General features: G+C 60.8%; 16 protein-coding genes. 12 read left to right on the forward strand and 4 right to left on the reverse strand.

The window, feature by feature from the left end; genetic code table 11:
- Positions 1-40: 40 nt before the first annotated feature.
- The 4 genes from dapC to prmB all read left to right on the forward strand — a co-directional run bounded on the left by dapC (position 41) and on the right by prmB (position 4,521).
- On the forward strand, positions 41-1,225 hold the full coding sequence (gene dapC / locus ABXR19_RS07440; protein ID WP_354600478.1) for a succinyldiaminopimelate transaminase: 1,185 nt from the start codon (positions 41-43) through the stop codon (positions 1,223-1,225).
- 41 nt (positions 1,226-1,266) lie between these two features.
- A complete protein-coding gene (gene dapD / locus ABXR19_RS07445; protein ID WP_354600479.1) occupies positions 1,267-2,091 on the forward strand; it encodes a 2,3,4,5-tetrahydropyridine-2,6-dicarboxylate N-succinyltransferase in 825 nt (274 codons plus the stop codon).
- A 204-nt stretch (positions 2,092-2,295) separates the two neighbouring features.
- The gene (locus tag ABXR19_RS07450; protein ID WP_354600480.1) at positions 2,296-3,477 is read left to right on the forward strand and encodes a PilT/PilU family type 4a pilus ATPase; all 1,182 of its coding nucleotides are present in this window, start codon (positions 2,296-2,298) and stop codon (positions 3,475-3,477) included.
- A 90-nt stretch (positions 3,478-3,567) separates the two neighbouring features.
- Positions 3,568-4,521, forward strand: coding sequence for a 50S ribosomal protein L3 N(5)-glutamine methyltransferase (gene prmB, locus ABXR19_RS07455; RefSeq protein ID WP_354600481.1), 954 nt, complete (start codon positions 3,568-3,570; stop codon positions 4,519-4,521).
- Between the two features lie 74 nt (positions 4,522-4,595).
- Here prmB and ABXR19_RS07460 read toward each other — a convergent pair whose 3' ends face one another.
- Together ABXR19_RS07460 and ABXR19_RS07465 are read right to left on the reverse strand one after the other, a co-directional pair.
- The gene (locus ABXR19_RS07460) at positions 4,596-5,063 is read right to left on the reverse strand and encodes a YaiI/YqxD family protein (protein WP_354600482.1); all 468 of its coding nucleotides are present in this window, start codon (positions 5,061-5,063) and stop codon (positions 4,596-4,598) included.
- Positions 5,063-5,950 (reverse strand): LysR family transcriptional regulator, encoded by an 888-nt coding sequence (locus ABXR19_RS07465; protein WP_354600483.1) that lies wholly within the window; start codon positions 5,948-5,950, stop codon positions 5,063-5,065. The genes ABXR19_RS07460 and ABXR19_RS07465 overlap by 1 nt, the downstream gene beginning before the upstream one ends.
- Positions 5,951-6,159: 209 nt before the next feature.
- On the opposite strand from ABXR19_RS07465, the gene ABXR19_RS07470 reads away from it, so the two are divergent.
- The 8 genes from ABXR19_RS07470 to ABXR19_RS07505 all read left to right on the forward strand — a co-directional run bounded on the left by ABXR19_RS07470 (position 6,160) and on the right by ABXR19_RS07505 (position 15,526).
- Positions 6,160-6,471: a DUF485 domain-containing protein gene (locus ABXR19_RS07470; RefSeq protein WP_354600484.1), complete on the forward strand. Its 312-nt coding sequence runs from the start codon at positions 6,160-6,162 to the stop codon at positions 6,469-6,471.
- A complete protein-coding gene (locus ABXR19_RS07475) occupies positions 6,468-8,123 on the forward strand; it encodes a cation acetate symporter (protein WP_354600485.1) in 1,656 nt (551 codons plus the stop codon). The genes ABXR19_RS07470 and ABXR19_RS07475 overlap by 4 nt, the downstream gene beginning before the upstream one ends.
- Before the next feature lie 62 nt (positions 8,124-8,185).
- Complete coding sequence (locus ABXR19_RS07480; RefSeq protein WP_354600486.1) at positions 8,186-9,991, forward strand: putative nucleotidyltransferase substrate binding domain-containing protein; 1,806 nt, start codon at positions 8,186-8,188, stop codon at positions 9,989-9,991.
- Positions 9,988-10,617, forward strand: a complete 630-nt coding sequence (locus tag ABXR19_RS07485; protein WP_354600487.1) for a 3'-5' exonuclease — start codon at positions 9,988-9,990, stop codon at positions 10,615-10,617. The genes ABXR19_RS07480 and ABXR19_RS07485 overlap by 4 nt, the downstream gene beginning before the upstream one ends.
- Before the next feature lie 312 nt (positions 10,618-10,929).
- The gene (locus tag ABXR19_RS07490; protein WP_354600488.1) at positions 10,930-11,463 is read left to right on the forward strand and encodes a YgjV family protein; all 534 of its coding nucleotides are present in this window, start codon (positions 10,930-10,932) and stop codon (positions 11,461-11,463) included.
- Between the two features lie 2 nt (positions 11,464-11,465).
- On the forward strand, positions 11,466-12,509 hold the full coding sequence (locus tag ABXR19_RS07495) for an RNA methyltransferase (protein ID WP_354600489.1): 1,044 nt from the start codon (positions 11,466-11,468) through the stop codon (positions 12,507-12,509).
- 288 nt (positions 12,510-12,797) lie between these two features.
- Positions 12,798-14,228, forward strand: coding sequence for an alanine/glycine:cation symporter family protein (locus ABXR19_RS07500; RefSeq protein WP_354600490.1), 1,431 nt, complete (start codon positions 12,798-12,800; stop codon positions 14,226-14,228).
- 497 nt (positions 14,229-14,725) lie between these two features.
- Positions 14,726-15,526 (forward strand): beta/gamma crystallin-related protein, encoded by an 801-nt coding sequence (locus ABXR19_RS07505; protein ID WP_354600491.1) that lies wholly within the window; start codon positions 14,726-14,728, stop codon positions 15,524-15,526.
- A gap of 82 nt (positions 15,527-15,608) precedes the next feature.
- On the opposite strand, the gene ABXR19_RS07510 is transcribed toward ABXR19_RS07505, so the two are convergent.
- Positions 15,609-16,085, reverse strand: coding sequence for an FKBP-type peptidyl-prolyl cis-trans isomerase (locus ABXR19_RS07510; protein WP_354600492.1), 477 nt, complete (start codon positions 16,083-16,085; stop codon positions 15,609-15,611).
- A gap of 92 nt (positions 16,086-16,177) precedes the next feature.
- Positions 16,178-17,521, reverse strand: coding sequence for a pectate lyase family protein (locus tag ABXR19_RS07515; protein WP_354600493.1), 1,344 nt, complete (start codon positions 17,519-17,521; stop codon positions 16,178-16,180).
- Between the last annotated feature and the right edge of the window lie 103 nt (positions 17,522-17,624).

A 17,624-nucleotide genomic window follows, 5' to 3' on the forward strand; every position in this document is an offset into this window, starting at 1 on the left:
AGCGCCGCCCGGCCTCAACCCGACAACGCGAAAAATCATCTTGAATCCGCTGCTCGATCACCTGCACCCCTACCCTTTCGAGAAACTTCGCGGCCTGTTTGCCGGCGTGAAGCCTGCCGATCTGCCCGCCATTCGCTTGTCCATTGGCGAACCGCAGCACGCCACGCCGGAGCTGGTGTTCCGCGCGATGAGCGAGTCCTTCTCAGGTCTGGCGATTTATCCGACCACGGCCGGCACCGACGCCCTGCGCCAGACCATCGCCAGCTGGCTGCAGCGCCGCTACGCGCTGCCCAAGATCGACTGGGCGACGCAGGTGCTGCCGGTGAATGGCTCGCGCGAAGCCTTGTTCAGCTTTGCCCAGGCGGTGATTGATGCGAGCCAGCCGGCACCGCTGGTGGTGTGCCCGAACCCGTTCTACCAAATTTATGAAGGTGCTGCCCTGCTGGCCGGCGCGCAGCCGGTTTTCCTGAATCAGACGCCGGAAAACGGTTTCGGCTTCGACTTTGATTCGCTGAGCAGCGCCGAATGGAACCGCGTGCAGCTGATGTTCGTGTGTTCGCCGGGCAATCCGACCGGACGCGTACTGTCGTTGGACGACTGGCGCGAGCTCTTCGCGCTGTCGGACAAATACGGTTTCGTGATCGCTGCCGACGAGTGCTATTCCGAGATCTACTTTGACGAGGCGAATCCGCCGCTGGGTGCGCTGGAAGCGGCCCGCCAGCTTGGGCGCGAGGATTTCCCGCGTCTGGTGGTGTTCTCCAGCCTGTCCAAGCGTTCCAACGTGCCGGGCCTGCGTTCAGGCTTCGTGGCCGGCGACGCGAAGATCCTCGCCGACTTCCTGAAATACCGCACCTATCACGGCTGCGCCATGAGCGTGACGGTGCAGCAGGCCAGTATTGCGGCCTGGAACGATGAGGCGCACGTGCTGGCCAATCGCGATCTGTATCGCGCCAAGTTCCATGCGCTGGTGCCGATGCTGGCGCCGGTGCTGGGCGTGGTGCGGCCGGATGCTGGCTTCTACCTGTGGGCCAGAACGGCGGGCGATGACGCGATCTTCGCGCGCGACCTGCTGGCCGCCACCAATGTCACCGTATTGCCCGGCCAGTATCTGGCCCGCGAAGCACATGGCCGCAACCCCGGCCAGGGCTTTATCCGTATCGCGCTGGTGGCCTCTGAGCAGGAATGCCTGGCCGCCGCACAGCGCATCGTGGATCATTTACAGTAATCTGTTTTCTTCAAGCTCTTTCAATTTCATCAGGAACCGACATGTCTCAACATCCGCTGCAAGCCATCATCGACGAAGCCTTTGAACGCCGTGCCGAAATCACTCCGAGCTCCTTTGACCCGATTCTGGGCCGGGCCATCGAAGAAGTGATCGCCGAGCTGGATTCCGGCCGTCTGCGCGTGGCCGAGAAAATCAACGGCGAATGGGTGACGCATCAGTGGCTGAAGAAGGCTGTGCTGCTGTATTTCCGCACTCACGACAATGCGGTCATTGAGAGCGGCGACGTGCGCTACTTCGACAAGGTGCCGACCAAGTTCGCCGATTACTCCGAGGCGGATTTCCGCGCCGGCGGCTTCCGCGTGGTGCCGAATGCGGTGGTGCGCAAGGGCAGCCATATCGCCAAGAACGTAGTGCTGATGCCGTCCTACGTGAACATCGGCGCGTATGTGGATGAAGGCGCGATGGTCGATACCTGGGCAACCGTGGGTTCCTGTGCGCAGATCGGCAAGAACGTGCACCTGTCCGGCGGCGTAGGCATTGGCGGCGTGCTGGAGCCGCTGCAGGCCAACCCGACGATCATCGGCGACAACTGTTTCGTCGGCGCGCGTTCAGAAGTGGTGGAAGGCGTGATCGTGGAAGACAACTGCGTGATCTCGATGGGCGTGTATATCGGCCAGAGCACCAAGATTTATGACCGTGCCACGGGTGAAGTCACTTACGGCCGCATTCCGGCGGGCTCGGTGGTCGTGTCCGGCAATCTGCCCTCGGCAGACGGCAAGTATTCGCTGTACTGTGCAGTGATTGTGAAGAAGGTGGATGCGCAAACCCGCTCCAAGACTTCCATCAACGAACTGCTGCGCGATTGAGACTGATGTAAAAATGGGAGTAAGCCCAATTGTTGCCTGGTTAGACTGTTGGCATCAAAATCCCGTCATTCCCGCGAAGGCGGGAATCCAGCGGCGTTCGCAAAGTCACTGGATTCCCGCCTTCGCGGGAACGACGTCGGAGCGTTGTTGCTCCTTGAGTGAACTGTATTAGGCTTCAGGCCCCCATTTAATTCGGGAGATTTCATGATTTTCGACAAGCTGTTCCAGTTGATGGCCGAGCGCCACGCCTCCGATATTTTCGTATCGGCGGGTGCGCCCATCCACATCAAGATCGATGGTGTGGTGCTGCCGATCAATCAGCAGCTAATGGACCCTGCGGTGATTCAGCGCATGGCCTACGAGATCATGAACCCGGAGCAAATCGCGATCTTTGAACGCGAACGCGAACTCAATATCTCCTTCAGCCGTCGCGGCCTGGGCAACTTCCGGATCAACTTCTTCTGGCAGCGCAACAGCGTCAGTATCGTGGTGCGTTACATCCAGGGCGAAATCCCTGCACTGGAGTCACTCAGCCTGCCGCCCGTCCTGTACGACATCATCATGGAAAAGCGTGGTCTGGTGCTGGTGGTCGGCGCGACCGGTTCGGGCAAGTCGACGACCATCGCGTCGATGCTCGACTACCGCAATACTCATGTGTCGGGCCATATCCTGACGGTCGAAGACCCGATTGAATACCTGTTCCGCCACAAGCGTTCGGTGATCAACCAGCGCGAAGTCGGTTTCGATACGCACAGCTGGAATCATGCGCTGAAGAACGCCATGCGCCAGGCGCCCGACTGCATCCTGATCGGCGAAATCCGCGATCTGGAAACCATGAAAGCGGCGATTTCCTACGCACAGTCCGGCCACCTGGTGCTGGCCACCCTGCACGCGAATAACGCTCACCATGCGCTTAACCGCATCACCAGCTTCTTCCCGCTCGAAAACCGCCCCCTGCTCTTCCTGGATCTGGCCGTATCGCTGCGCAATATCGTATCGCAACGTCTGGTCAAGAAGCCGGATGGCTCGCGCATCCCGGCGGCCGAAATCCTGATGAACACGCGCCACATTGCCGAGCTGATCGAAAAAGGCGAGTTCGGCGATGTGCGTGAAGCCATGGAAAAATCCTTGGCGCCAGGCTCGCAGACTTTTGAGCAGGATCTGTTCCGCCTGTATCGCGCCGGCATCATCACGCTGGACGAGGCGCTGGCGAATTCCGACTCGCCCACGAACTTCTCCTGGCTGGTCAATAACGCCCCGGACGAAAGCGCCGAGACTGCGGCGAAAAACCCGTCGCAGCTCGACAGCATTGTTGAATTCGATGCGGCGGAAGATGATGGCGCGTCCTTCAGCTCATTTACGCTGCACATGGACGAGACGAGCTAAGTCCGTTTCTCCGTATTTCAAACCACAAGAAGCCCAAGCGCGATGCCTGCCGCTTGGGCTTTTGATTCCAGCCTCCCACGGATTTAAATCATGCCCCATCACGACCACGACCACGAATGCGACCACGACCACGACCATGCGGAACATGAACACTCGCCGCTGGAGGAGCTCATCACCGTTCGCGACCTGATCCGCTACGCCACCAGCCAGTTCAACCGAGCGGGCCTGTTTTTCGGCCACGGCACGACTGACGCTTTTGACGAGGCTGTCTATCTGGTGCTGCACACCCTGCACCTGCCGATTGACCGGCTGGACCCGTTCTACGACGCCTGCATTCCGGTGAACGAACGCATCGAAGTACTCGACATCATTCACCGCCGTGTGGAAGAACGTATCCCGGCGGCCTATCTGACGAATGAAGCCTGGCTGGGTGATTTCCGTTTCTACGTGGATGAGCGCGTGATCGTGCCACGTTCCTTCTGTTTCGAACTGCTACAGGCCGGCTTCGAACCGTGGATTCAGGAGCCCGCTGAAGTCAGCCGGGTGCTGGATCTGTGCACCGGCAGTGGCTGCCTGGCGATCCTGCTGGCCCATCACTTCCCGAACGCCCAGGTGGATGCCATCGATCTGTCGGAGGACGCGCTGGATGTGGCGCGTCAGAATGTCGCGGACTATGGTCTGGAGGATGTGGTGCGCCTGATCAAGTCAGATGTCTTCGACTCCCTGGGGGACGAGCGCTACGAGCTGATCCTGAGCAATCCGCCGTATGTGACGGAAGAGTCGATGCAGGTGCTGCCTGACGAATATCTGCGCGAACCGCGTCTGGCCCTGGCCGGCGGCGATGACGGCATGGATATCGTGCGCCGCATCATTGCTGGCGCGCGTCGCCACCTGACCGATGACGGAATTCTGGTGGTCGAAGTCGGCCACAACCGGGATCTGGTGGAGGCGGCTTTCCCGCAGCTGGAATTCGTATGGCTCAGCAACGCCAGCGAAGCGGAAAAAGTTTTCCTGCTGCGCGCAGACCAGCTTTCAGAAGCGTAGGCTGAAAAGCCTCGCCCGACGCGGTTGTGCGGGCAGGCCGGCCGAAGAGCCAATCCAAACGCAATTCGGGCAGATCAATCCGGAATGCGCGCCAGGAGCCGATCCAGCTGATTGGCGAAGGCTTGCCGGTCGGCCTGACTGAAGGCCGCCGGGCCACCGGTTTGCACGCCGCTGGAGCGCAGACTCTCCATGAAATCGCGCATCGACAGGCTCTCGCGGATGTTCGCTACCGTGTACAGCTCGCCACGCGGATTCAGTGCGCTGGCACCGCGCTCGATCACCGCGGCAGCCAGCGGAATATCTGCCGTCACAACCAGATCCCCTACCCGCACCTGGGCGACGATGTAGTTGTCAGCCACATCAAACCCGGCGGGCACCTGCACCGCCCGGATATGCGGTGAAGCCGGCACGCGCAGCATCTGGTTGGCGACCAGAATGGTTTCCATCTGTTTGCGCGTGGCGGCACGGAAAATGATTTCCTTGACGACGACGGGGCTGGCGTCCGCATCGACCCACAGTCGCGGCCGCAATACCTCGGTCATCAGGCCAGATCCCAGATGGACTTGAGTGAATCGCGCAATGCCATTAGCAGCGGATCGCCTTCGCGCTCCGACGGGTAAATGAACTGCAAGGGCGCGCGGATAACCACTTCACCACCGCGCCACAGCACGCCGGAACCCTCGGCAGCGAATCGTTTGGCCGTGCGCTCGGCCAGCAGGGCCATGCCCAGGCCAGCCTTGATCAGTTCGGAGAGGGTGGCTTCATCATCAAACTCGCCGACCTCGCGCGGCGTGATGTTATGCGTACGCCACAGATCATGGGTCATCCCCCAGATCGTCGAGCGCGGCGAAATCCCCAGCCAGGGCGAACCATTCATCTGCTGCCAGTCCGCATGCCCCAGCGCATCGGCCAGCGCCGTCGGAATGGCGACACAGAAGCCGATTTCGGTGAGCGGGACAGCGGTGACATTGGCAAAGCTGTCACGACCGAGAAAGAAGCCGCAATCCAGATTGTTGCGCCGGATCTCGGCCAGATTGTCTTTTGACAAGCCCAGCCGGGTCTGTGGCTCCAGCAAGGGGTGGCGGCGCTGTACATCGGCCAGCCATTGCCCCAGCCGCAGCCGTGCCGGTACGATCAGTGTGCCGATGCGGATACGGCCGCGTAACTCGCCCTGCATGCTGCGTGCGTGATCAATCAGGCCACGTGCGCTGCCCAGCACCCGCTCCGCATCCGGCAAGAGGCGCTTGCCGGCGTCGGTCAGTTGTACACCACCGGAAACCCGGTCAAACAGGCTCACGCCAAGTTCTTCTTCCAGCGCCTTGATCTGAGCCGTGACAGCAGGCTGCGACAAATGCAGTTGTTCAGCCGCCTGCGTCAGATGACGCTGCTGAGCAACAGCCAGAAAGGTGCGCAGCTGATATATTTCCATGACATTCCACTTGGGGTAAACACTCACCACAAGGCCTTGCCCGATTGGCCGAAATGGGCCGCAAAGCCTTGAATAACAAGGGCTGAGGATACAGCATAACCTCACCTGATGTGATTCATCAGGAATTGCCATTGGCGTGAAACTAGCCTATTCCAATAGAGTCAGCACAACCCGGCTGCTAGTCGGGTCTTGCCTTGGAGGAGAGATATATGACTTCACCCACAATTGAACGGATACAAAATAATCCGAAATTCACTGCGCTGGTTCATACCAAGCGCGTGTTCTCGTGGACCCTGTCCATCATCATGCTGGCGATCTATTGCGGCTTCATCCTGATCATCGGCTTCAAGAAAGAATTGTTCGGCACTCCGCTGGGCGCAGACACCGTCATCACCTGGGGCATCCCGGTCGGTGTCGGCGTAATCCTCTCGGCATTCGTCCTGACCGGCATTTATGTGCGCCGCGCCAACACCGAATTTGACCGACTGACCCGTGAAGTAGTCGAGGAGGCACAGCAATGAAGCGTCTTTCCCTGATCTTCCTGAGCCTGATGGCCTGCATGCCTGTCTGGGCGGCTGACGCAATCAGCGGCGATGTAGCCAAACGCGGTCTTAATGTTTCGGCCATCGTCATGTTCTTCATCTTTGTCGGCGCCACGCTGTACATCACCTACTGGGCCGCCAAACGCACCCGCTCCGCCAAAGACTTCTATGCCGCTGGCGGTGGCATTACCGGCTTCCAGAATGGTTTGGCGATTGCTGGCGACTACATGTCGGCGGCCTCATTCCTCGGGATTTCGGCCCTCGTTTACGGCAGTGGTTACGATGGTCTGATTTACTCCATCGGCTTCCTCGTCGGCTGGCCCCTGATCACCTTCCTGGTAGCTGAGCGTCTGCGCAATCTGGGCAAATACACCTTTGCCGACGTCGCGTCCTACCGCCTGCAACAAGGCCCGGTACGCTCCTTCGCGGCCGTGGGTACACTGGTCACGGTGGCCCTGTACCTGATCGCGCAGATGGTCGGCGCAGGCAAGCTGATCCAGCTGCTGTTCGGCATGGACTACAGCACCGCCGTCATCATGGTCGGCATTCTGATGGTGTTGTATGTCATGTTCGGCGGCATGCTGGCCACCACCTGGGTGCAGATCATCAAGGCGGTGCTGCTGCTCTGCGGCGCAAGCTTCATGGCCTTCATGGTGCTCAAGATCTCCGGCTTCAGTCTGGAAAACATGTTCAAAACCGCAATTGAAGTTCATCCGAAAGGCACGGCCATCATGTCGCCGGGCGGACTGGTATCCAATCCGATTGACGCGATTTCACTGGGCATTGGTCTGATGTTCGGCACGGCCGGCCTGCCGCATATCCTGATGCGCTTCTTCACCGTGTCGGATGCCAAAGAAGCACGCAAATCGGTGTTCTACGCGACAGGCTTCATCGGCTATTTCTACATCCTGACCTTCATCATTGGTTTCGGCGCGATCATGCTGGTGCTGAACAAACCGGAGTACATGGACGCCAAGGGCCTGATCGGCGGCAACAATATGGCGGCCATCCATCTGTCCAATGCGGTTGGCGGCGATCTGTTCCTCGGCTTCATCTCGGCCGTGGCCTTCGCCACCATTCTGGCGGTGGTTTCGGGTTTGACGCTTTCCGGTGCTTCGGCTGTATCCCACGATCTGTATGCCAGCGTATGGCGTCATGGCCGGGTCAATGAAAAGGATGAAATCCGCGTCTCCAAGATCGCCACCGTGTTCCTCGGCATCATCGCCATCGTGCTGGGCATTGCCTTCGAGAAGCAGAACATCGCTTACATGGTCGGTCTGGCCTTCTCGATTGCCGCCTCGGCCAACTTCCCGGTTCTCTTCATGTCCATGTTCTGGAAAGGCCTGACCACGCGCGGCGCTGTGCTGGGCGGGCTGATTGGCCTGATCTCGGCGGTTTCCCTGATCATTCTGGGACCGACAGTCTGGGTCGACGTACTGAAAAACAAGGAAGCCATCTTCGCCTACAAGAATCCGGCCCTGTTCTCGATGACCGCCGCCTTCTTCTTCACCTGGCTGTTCTCGGTGATGGATAACAGCGAATCGGCTAACAAGGAACGCGCCTTGTTCATACCCCAGTTCATTCGCTCCATGACCGGCGTCGGTGCCGAAGGCGCTACCGACAAGCACTAAGTTTTCCCCCGCAGCAATTGCCCCGGACCCAGGTCCGGGGTTTTTTACGTGAGGCCCGGCTCGTGACCCCGTTCGATTTCAGCCATGCCCCGTTTGATTGCCTGAATCCTGCCGAGCGCCAGCGACTGGCCGAGCGCGTGGATGTGGTGTATTTCCCGAAAAATACCTGCCTGCACGAAGCCGAGAGCCTGGTCGAATCGCTTTACGTCGTGATCAAGGGCATGGTGTCCGAACACAGCGAGGGCGAAACCCTCGGCTACTACGGCCCGCAGGACAGTTTCGACTCCCGCTCCATGCTTAGCGGACGCGCCCAACATCGCCTGCTCGCGGTCGAAGACACGCTGGTGTTCTGTCTGCCGCGCGAACTGGTGCTCGAACTCACTCAGCACAACCCGGTTTTCGGCGCCTTCTTCTATCAGGAAGTGGCCGCCCGCTTTGCCGTCCTTGCCAATCGTCCGCTGCAAGGGCAGCTGCAAGCGATGCTGATGAGCCGGGTTGAATCCGCCTATCTGTCGCCAGTTTTGTGGCTGGATGCTGACGACTCCGTACTCACTGCGGCCCGCTTGATGCAGAAACATCACGCCACCTGCGTGCTGGTGCATACCGACAAAGGCGACGGCATTTTCACGCGCAGCGATCTGCGCGATTTCGTCATCAGCGAATTGCCTGCGGCCAGCACCCCCATCGGTCCGCTGGCACGCACACCACTGGTGAGTATTTCAGCAGACGCCTATCTGTACCACGCTCAGGTGCTGATGGCTCAGCACACCATCCAGCGCGTCATCGTGACGCGTCAGAGCGAAGTCATCGGCATCCTTGAGCAAGTCGAACTACTGTCCTTTTTGAGCAACCAGTCGCACATCGTGCTGGCCCAGATCGAGCGTGCCGACAGCATTGTCGAACTGATGGCGGCCAACCGCAGCATGGACGAGCTGATCAAGCTGCTGCACGGCAATGGCGTCAAGGTTACGCTGATTGCCGACCTGCTCTGCGAGCTGCGCCGCCACCTGCTCGGACGCGTCTTCACACTGCTTGCGCCGCCTGAAATCCTTGAGCATGTCTGCCTGCTGGTACTGGGCTCGGAAGGCCGTGGCGAACAGATTCTCAAGACCGATCAGGACAATGCCCTGCTCATCGCAGATGGTTTTGAGCACCCCGAACTCCAGGCAATCTGCCAGCGCTTTACCGAAACCCTGCTCAGCTTCGGCTACCCGCCCTGCCCCGGCGGCATCATGCTCAACCAGCCGGACTGGTGCTGCGAAGTGAGCGTAATGCGCAGCCGTCTGCTGGGCTGGATTCGCAGCGCCAATGCCGAAAATGTGATGCGTCTGGCGATCTGGGCCGATGCGCGCCCGGTCGCCGGCAAGTCCGCGCTGCTTGAAACGGTGCAACTGCAAAACCTGCCCGAGCTGGATGCAGCCTTCCTGTCGCGCTTTGCCCTGCCTGTGATGCAGTTCGATGTGCCGCTCAACCTGTTTTCGCGCCTGGTACTCGATGCCGGCGCCCAACGCGACCGCCTGGACATCAAGAAAGGCGGTATTTTCCCGCTGGTGCATGGCGTGCGCAGCATGTCCGTGAAAGCCGGCATCGGCGCGAGTAACAGTTATCTGCGCATCGACGCGCTGCTCAGTCGCGCATTGCTGCCAGCGGATCTGGCGCAGGATCTGCGCGAAACCCTGATCTTCCTGCACGCTCTGCGCCTGCAACACGGCCTTCTTGCCGTCGCGCAAGGCCGGGTGCCGGACAACCTGATCGATCCGGCCGCCCTGTCCACGCTGGAGCGCGATTTATTGAAAGATGCGCTGAGCGTGGTCAAACGTTTCCGCCAGCTGATCGAACACCACTTCCAGCTGCAGCGGATTTCATGAGTCTGATGGCCCGATTTCAGCGCTGGCGAGCACAGCGCGCCTTGCGAGAGACACGCTTTGGTTTTCTCTTCGAAGCGCCGCCAGCTGATGAATGGATAAGTATTGACTGCGAAACCAGCAGCCTTGATCCGCGCGAAGCCGAAATCCTCAGCATCGCCGCGGTACCTGTGCGTGGCAACCGCATTCTCAGCTCGCAAACCCTGCGTCTGATCCTCAAGCCCAGCCGGCCGATTGCTGCGCAAAGCATTCCCATCCACCAGTTACGCCAGCAAGATGTCGCCAGCGGTCTACCAGTACAAGAAGCCCTTGGCCTGCTGCTGCATTTCATCGGCTCGCGCCCGCTGATCGGCTATTACCTGGAATTCGACCTCGCGGTCCTCAACCGCCAGATCAAACCCTGGCTGGGCATCAAACTGCCCAACCCGGCCATCGAGGTCTCTGGCTTGTATTACGACCGCAAAGTCACCGCCTACCGACCCGAAGTTGATCTGCGTCTGGACAGCATTCTTGCCAATCTGAACCTGCCGGCGCTGCCGCGCCACGACCCCGCGAACGACGCGCTGCTGGCAGCGATGATTTTTCTCAAGCTCAAACACCAGCACGGCTCACTTGATCAGCGGAACTGATCAACGAAATCAAATAAACGGATCAAGCGAAAGTTTTCTCTCTTTCAGTCAACCAGTAGACCAGCTTTCAAAGATCTAGCCGGCAAACCGGCGATTCTGACGTAACCCAGCAGCTGCCTGAACAGCCGCACCCACGCATGCTCTACAGGCGTCCACCCCGAAGATGCACGCCCATCCTGCCTGAGCAATGAGGCTGCCTGCAGAAGTCCGCTCCATGCGGGTCTGCGGGCATACCTTCTTGCGGTCGACGCCCCACCCAATCCCCGCTAAAGTGACGTCCCCGCGCTACATTCCGGCCCGCACCGCCGCATCATGTTTTCCGACGCACTCTCATTTCCCCAGCTCTTCGGCTACGTAGCCTTCGTGCTCGGCGTCAGCTCCTTCCTGCAGAAGAACGATCGCCACTTCAAGCTCTACATGTTTGGCGAGTGCATCGCCTACGTCGTCCACTTCTGGCTGCTGGGCAATCCGGCCGCCATGGCCAGCTCCGCGATTTCCGCCACGCGCTCCGTGCTCTCGCTCTACACACGTTCGCTGTGGGTCGTCGCAGCCGTCATCAGCGTCAATCTGCTGATTGGCGTCAGCGTTGCCGAGCACTGGTGGAACTGGTTTCCGCTGATCGCTTCCTGCATCGGCACGCTCGCCCTGTTTCTGCTGCACGGCATCCGCATGCGTGTGGTGATGCTGCTGGGCACGGCGCTTTGGATCGTCAACAACATCCTCTCGGGCTCGATCGGCGGCACCGCACTCGAATTCGTCATCCTCGCCGTCAACAGCCACACCATCTGGCGCATGCGGCGTGACGCCCTGAGCAAGGTCGGGCATCCCCTCACGGAAGAGGGCTGAGCATGCACATCGATGACATCCGCCAGCGCCTCACCGCCCAGGGCGCCAAGCCCTGCCACAGCGAACGAATCCTGCGCGCCTGGGCGCTGGCCAAGTCGCTGGAAAGCGGCCCGAAACTGGCGCAAAACGTGTTGCCACTGCCTGTGCGCAATGATCTGCCGGCGCTCGCCGAAGCGCTGCAAGGCTTGGCGAAGATCAGCAGCGCGCATCAGGGCGATGACGGCTCCGAACGCCTGCTCGTAGCGCTGGCCGACGGGCAAACCGTGGAAAGCGTGCTGCTGCCGCGCGACGGCCTGTGCGTGTCGACCCAGGTCGGCTGTGCAGTTGGCTGCGTGTTCTGCATGACCGGGCGTGACGGTTTGCTGCGCCAGCTTGGCAGCGCCGAAATCGTCGCCCAGGTGGTGCTGGCGCGCGCCCGCCGCGCGGTGAAGAAAGTCGTGTTCATGGGCATGGGCGAGCCGGCGCACAACCTCGACAACGTGCTTGAAGCCATCGATTTCCTCGGCACGGCCGGCGGCATCGGCCACAAGAATCTGGTCTTCTCCACGGTCGGTGACCGCCGCGTGTTCGAGCGCCTGCCGCAAGGCCCGGTCAAGCCCGCACTGGCACTGTCGCTGCACACCACCGATCCCGAACTGCGCGCCCGCCTGCTGCCCAAGGCACAACGCATCGATCCGGCTGAACTGGTGGAACTGGGCGAGCGCTACGCCCGCGACACCGGCTACCCGATCCAGTATCAATGGACGCTGATCGAAGGCATCAACGACAACGAAGCCGAACTCGACGGCATCGTGCGCCTGCTCACCGGCAAGTACGCGCTGATGAACATGATCCCGTACAACAGCAACGAAGGCCTGGATTTCAAGCGCCCCAGCTGGGATCGTGCCGCCGAAATCGCCCGCAGCCTGCACAAGCGCGGCATCCTCACCAAGCTGCGCAACTCCGCCGGCCAGGATATAGACGGCGGCTGCGGCCAACTGCGCGCCCGGGCGCTCGGCGATGCGGGCGCAGCGCCGGTCGTCCTGCACAGGCGCCAGCAGCCCTGATCTGCGCGGTTTGCCGGACAATGCGATTATCAGCATGACCGCCACCGCTTTCCCCTACGGGATAGTACGCAGACGACCAATGCTGCTTGGCAGCAAAACCACGAGTCAATCAAACATCCACCAGACGCCCCGGACGCTCAGCCCTGACGACGCAGCGGAGCCTCTAGAATCGGCGCCTTGCGTGCCCGGTGCAGCCGGACACGAGCGCGGTGTTATTGCGTTCAGGATCATAGAAATACGCAAGTTCTCACAACACATCTAACCCCGATCATTTGCAGGAGTATTCCCTTGGAATCCATCATCAATCAGATCAATGACATCATCTGGAGCCCGGCGCTGGTGTTTCTGTGTCTGGGCGTCGGCCTGTATTTTTCGATCCGTACCCGCTTCATGCAGGTACGCCACATTGGTGAAATGTTCCGTCTGATGTTCGACGGCAAGGGCTCTGACGCGGGCGTGTCATCCTTCCAGGCGCTGGCAATGTCGCTTTCCGGCCGCGTCGGCACCGGCAATATCGCGGGCGTGGCTGCGGCGATTGCCTATGGCGGACCTGGCGCAGTCTTCTGGATGTGGATGACCGCCTTCCTTGGCGCGGCTACAGCCTATATCGAATCCACCCTCAGCCAGATCTATAAAGAACAGAACGACGGCCTGTACCGCGGCGGCCCGGCTTATTACATCGAGAAGGGCTTGGGCTGGAAAAAATACGCCTGGGTTTTCGCGATTGCCACGATTATTTCAATGGGCTTCCTGTTGCCCGGTGTGCAAGCCAACAGCATCGCTGCCGGGCTACAGAATTCACTGGGCATAGCACCTGAGGTGTCGGCAGCCATCATCGTGGTACTGCTAGGCCTGATCATCTTCGGCGGGGTAAAACGCATCGCGCGATTTGCGGAAATTGTCGTTCCCTTCATGGCATTGGGTTACATCCTGGTTGCTGGCGTCGTGATCGGTTTGAATATCGAGAAGCTGCCCGGCGTGATGCATCTGATCATCAGCAGCGCCTTTGGCGCCGATGCGGTCTTCGGTGCCATGCTCGGCGCTGCGATCCAATGGGGCGTCAAGCGTGGCGTATTCTCCAACGAAGCCGGCCAGGGCAGCGGCCCGCATCCAGCAGCCGCAGCAGAAGTCACCCATCCGGCCAAACAGGGAATCGTGCAAGCCTTTTCTGTGTACGTCGACACCCTTTTCGTGTGCTCCGCGACAGCCTTCATGCTGCTGATCACCGGGCTCTACAACGTCAAAGGCGTCAATGGCGATATGCTCGTCAATGCCCTGCCCGGCGTCAGCGTGGGCCCGGCCTTCACCCAGGCCGCCGTGGAGTCCGTACTGCCGGGCTTCGGCAGCATTTTCGTGGCCGGCGCACTGTTCTTCTTCGCCTTCACGACCATCGTGGCCTATTACTACATAGCCGAAACCAATGTCGCCTACATCAACCGCAAAGTGGGAAGACCCTGGCTGGTGTTTGCACTCAAAGTCGCCTCGCTTGCAGCCTGTCTGTACGGCGCAGTTCGCTCGGCCGATCTGGCCTGGACGCTGGGCGATATCGGGGTAGGCGTCATGGCCTGGTTGAACATCGTTGCAATCCTGTTCCTGCAAAAACCGGCGCTGGATTCGCTCAAGGATTACGAAGCCCAGCAAGCCAAAGGCCTGGACCCCGCATTCCTGACGACCAAGACCGATCTGCCCAACGCGGATCTATGGGTCGGTGATGACTGAGCCAGGCAACTATGGAATAACGGGGTGCATCCGGTTTGAGTTGAGGTGGCCCCGTCCGCCAGCGCTGTCGCCGGAACTCATCGTGCCGCCACCCGTGGAAATGCCAGCAGCGTCCGCCGACTCGTCACTCATGCGGGCCGCACCGTGAGCGCCCTTTTCCAGGCCGTGCAGGAATTCAAAGCCTGATAGCCCCTGCCCGAAGAGCCGCACGCAGCGGCTCTCTGCAGGTAGGCAAGGCTGTGAGCAAGAAATGGCGGGCATCTGCAGGCTGGCAAGTCTGCGAAGCTGCATCGGCCCGGCTCTTCAGGCATGCACTCTCATCCTTGGCTCACCGCTCGACGGCCTGTGTGTGCTGCCGCACAGTCGCATCCGCCGTGGTCCCCGAGAATGCACGATGCGGTTTGCCCTGTTCAGAACAAGGCCGATTTCACCCCTCGTCAGGCCTGAGCAATCGGCGCGATGAGCCATACACGCAGCATTCAAGTATCGGAGCCACAATGAACTGGAAACTTAAAAGCAGTCTGGCCATTTCCGCACTCGTCCTGACAGGCCAGGCCTTTGCGCAAGTCACCTTTTATGAATTCGAAGACTTTCGCGGGCGGGCGTTTACGACGGCCCAACAGCTCGCCAACTTTAAAAGAGCTGGCAGCAACGACCGCGCCTCTTCGGTAATCGTCAGAAGCGGTCGCTGGGAAGTGTGCGAAGACGTGCGCTTTGCCGGGCGTTGCGTGGTGCTGCGCCCGGGCAATTACGACTCCCTGCGGCAGTTGGGCATGGACAACAAGATTTCCTCGGTGCGGCCGGTAAGCCGTCGCGCCCGTTACGACAATGACACGCCAGAGCCCATCGCCGCGCCCGCCTACGAATATCGGCGCCGCCCGAGCGAGCGCGTCTATGAAGCTCCCGTCACCTCGGCGCGTGCCATCGTCGGGCCGCCCGAGGAGCGCTGCTGGATGGAACGCCAGCAAGTTGAAACACAAGGTCGCGACGCCAATGTCGGTGCCGCGATCATTGGCGGCATCATTGGCGGGATTCTCGGCCATCAGGTCGGCGAGGGAAGCGGCAAGGACGTAGCCACGGCCGGCGGCGCTGTCGTTGGTGCAGTGATCGGCTCCAGAACCGGCGGTGGCGCTCCCGGCAGCGAACGCGACGTACGTCGCTGCGAAAGCAGGGAAAGCCAGACACCCGCCTACTGGGATGTCACCTACCGCTATCGCGGTGTCAATCATCGCGTGCAGATGAACAGCGCGCCGGGACGGACGATTTCAGTCAACCGGAATGGCGAGCCCCGCCAGTAATCCGGCTTTGATCTGAAACACACGCATCAAAAAGCCCGCCGGATTGGCGGGCTTTTTGCTGTCCTGCATTGCTACGCAGGAATCAATGCTGATGGCCGTGCGCGCCATGCACGTGTTCGTGGGCGATCTCTTCGGCACTCGCTGCGCGTACTTCCAGCACTTTCGCCGTGCAGCTCAGGGCCTTGCCAGCCAGCGGGTGATTGCCGTCGAGCATCACGATCGGGCCCTTGATCTTGGTGACGAAGAAATAGCGCGACTCGCCCGCGTGATCCATCTGCTGCACCTGACCGCCGACCTTCACGCCGGGCGGGAACTCGCTCTTCGGCATGGTCTGCACCAGCGCCTCATCGTAAGCGCCAAAGGCATCGTCGATGCCCAGCGCCAGCGTTACGACGAAGCCGGCTTCCTGGCCTTCCAGCGCGTCTTCCAGCTTCTGGAAAATGCTGTCGTAGCCGCCATGCAGATAGGCGAAAGGCTTCTTGCCATCGTCAAGCACCTGGCCCTTGTCGTCCATCACCTTCAGGCTGATGGTGACGGCGGTATTTTTGGTAATTTTCATGGGTCAATTCGTTTAGGTGAGTTGAATAGCTGGCCATTTTCGCTGATTGCGCCGGCTTGGGGAACTGCACTGAAGTTGGCGGGCCGCAAGATTCATTTCCCGGTGACCTCTTCCGCCATCTTGCGCAGCCATTCGGTCACGCCCGTGGCGGGCACTTCCAGCTTGCGCAGCACGGCTGACGCCACCGGCGGATAGCCGCCGACCTCGTCCTGACTGTCGATGATGCGCCCGCTGCCCTCGCGCACACCGGCGACGATGCGCGCATCGGCAGCATCGCGCTCCAGCGGACGCGCGCCGGCACGCGCGAGCACCGCTTCGCGTACCGCACTGACCGGGCTTGCGGTGAGGCCGGTCGGCCACAGCGGCGCGGCATCCAGACGCGACACCAGCGGACCGAATTCGGGTGGCGGCGTCTTGCCGGCCTGCCCGCTGTAATCGATCAGGTTATCCACCGAATAGGCCTCGGCTGGGCCTTCGCCGAAAGTCCGGCTGATATTGGCGACAATCAGCGCGCGCACCTTGGTGCTGGCGCCGGCGATCAGGTGATTGCCCACCACGGCGATGCGCGGCGGCGGCGGCGGCTCGCGCCCGGCCCATTCGCCCATCGCCGCACCGGCTGAAATCGCGATGCGGCCCGGATCGTAGATCAGGTTATTCACCACCACCCCGGTCGCGCCGCCCTTGAACATCGGGTTGCGATCGTCGTTGTGCGCATACAGATTGCCGATAACCGCCACATCGCGCACGAAATCGTGGATCAGCGTGCCCTTGGAATGTGGCTCCTTTTTCGAGTGCACCGACACCATCAAGCCCTCGGCAATGATGTTGTTCGACAGGGTCACGCGCCGCGCCGTGCCCTCCGGTCCGTCATAACGCGGGCCGGAAATCGACATGTTTTCATCCACGCCCCAGGCGAATGAGCAGTGATCGATCACGATGTTCCAGGCCTTGGCCCCGTTGGTCGTCACATCCACATCCCAGCCCTTGCTGAACGTCCAGCTGGTGTAACGCGGCAGACCCGCGTCGCCCATGCGAAAACGGATGTGCTGCATCAGCACGTCGTGGGTCTTGATCTCCAGCCCACCGCGAATCAGCGTGATCCCCGGCGCCGGCGCGGTCTGGCCGGCAATCGTCACGAAAGGCTCATCCAGCACCAGTGACTTGCGCTCCAGATCGATCACCCCGCCCACCTCGAACACGATCACCCGTGGCCCTCGTGTGCGCAGTGCCGCGCGCAGGGAACCCGCGCCATCAGCCGCCAGCGTCGTCACCCGCACAATCGCCCCGCCCTCGCCGGCCACCGTTTCGCTGCCGAAACCGACCAGACCATAGCCCTCGGCCACGCTGGCCGAGGGCGAGGCCGCCGAGGCCGCCGGCGTGAGCAATAGAATAAACACAGCGGGAATCAGGCCCGCGAGCACACGAGGAATCAACATTGCTGCTACCTCAGGAAAAACGGATGGCGCAATGATCGCGGATTACGCGGGAGTTGGGGTGGGCTTTTGGCTGACGCCAGAGACTGAATGAAACAGGTAAGAG

It is taken from the genome of Uliginosibacterium flavum, from assembly GCF_040566545.1.
Lineage (GTDB): Bacteria > Pseudomonadota > Gammaproteobacteria > Burkholderiales > Rhodocyclaceae > Uliginosibacterium > Uliginosibacterium flavum.

Coding starts and splice junctions, on each gene's coding strand:
- ABXR19_RS07470 (WP_354600484.1), top strand. CDS start 6,160: ATGACTTCACCCACAATTGAACGGATACAAAATAATCCGAAATTCACT.
- ABXR19_RS07485 (WP_354600487.1), top strand. CDS start 9,988: ATGAGTCTGATGGCCCGATTTCAGCGCTGGCGAGCACAGCGCGCCTTG.
- prmB (WP_354600481.1), top strand. CDS start 3,568: ATGCCCCATCACGACCACGACCACGAATGCGACCACGACCACGACCAT.
- dapD (WP_354600479.1), top strand. CDS start 1,267: ATGTCTCAACATCCGCTGCAAGCCATCATCGACGAAGCCTTTGAACGC.
- ABXR19_RS07495 (WP_354600489.1), top strand. CDS start 11,466: ATGCACATCGATGACATCCGCCAGCGCCTCACCGCCCAGGGCGCCAAG.
- ABXR19_RS07515 (WP_354600493.1), bottom strand. CDS start 17,521: ATGTTGATTCCTCGTGTGCTCGCGGGCCTGATTCCCGCTGTGTTTATT.
- ABXR19_RS07465 (WP_354600483.1), bottom strand. CDS start 5,950: ATGGAAATATATCAGCTGCGCACCTTTCTGGCTGTTGCTCAGCAGCGT.
- ABXR19_RS07460 (WP_354600482.1), bottom strand. CDS start 5,063: ATGACCGAGGTATTGCGGCCGCGACTGTGGGTCGATGCGGACGCCAGC.
- ABXR19_RS07475 (WP_354600485.1), top strand. CDS start 6,468: ATGAAGCGTCTTTCCCTGATCTTCCTGAGCCTGATGGCCTGCATGCCT.
- ABXR19_RS07505 (WP_354600491.1), top strand. CDS start 14,726: ATGAACTGGAAACTTAAAAGCAGTCTGGCCATTTCCGCACTCGTCCTG.
- ABXR19_RS07450 (WP_354600480.1), top strand. CDS start 2,296: ATGATTTTCGACAAGCTGTTCCAGTTGATGGCCGAGCGCCACGCCTCC.
- ABXR19_RS07490 (WP_354600488.1), top strand. CDS start 10,930: ATGTTTTCCGACGCACTCTCATTTCCCCAGCTCTTCGGCTACGTAGCC.
- ABXR19_RS07510 (WP_354600492.1), bottom strand. CDS start 16,085: ATGAAAATTACCAAAAATACCGCCGTCACCATCAGCCTGAAGGTGATG.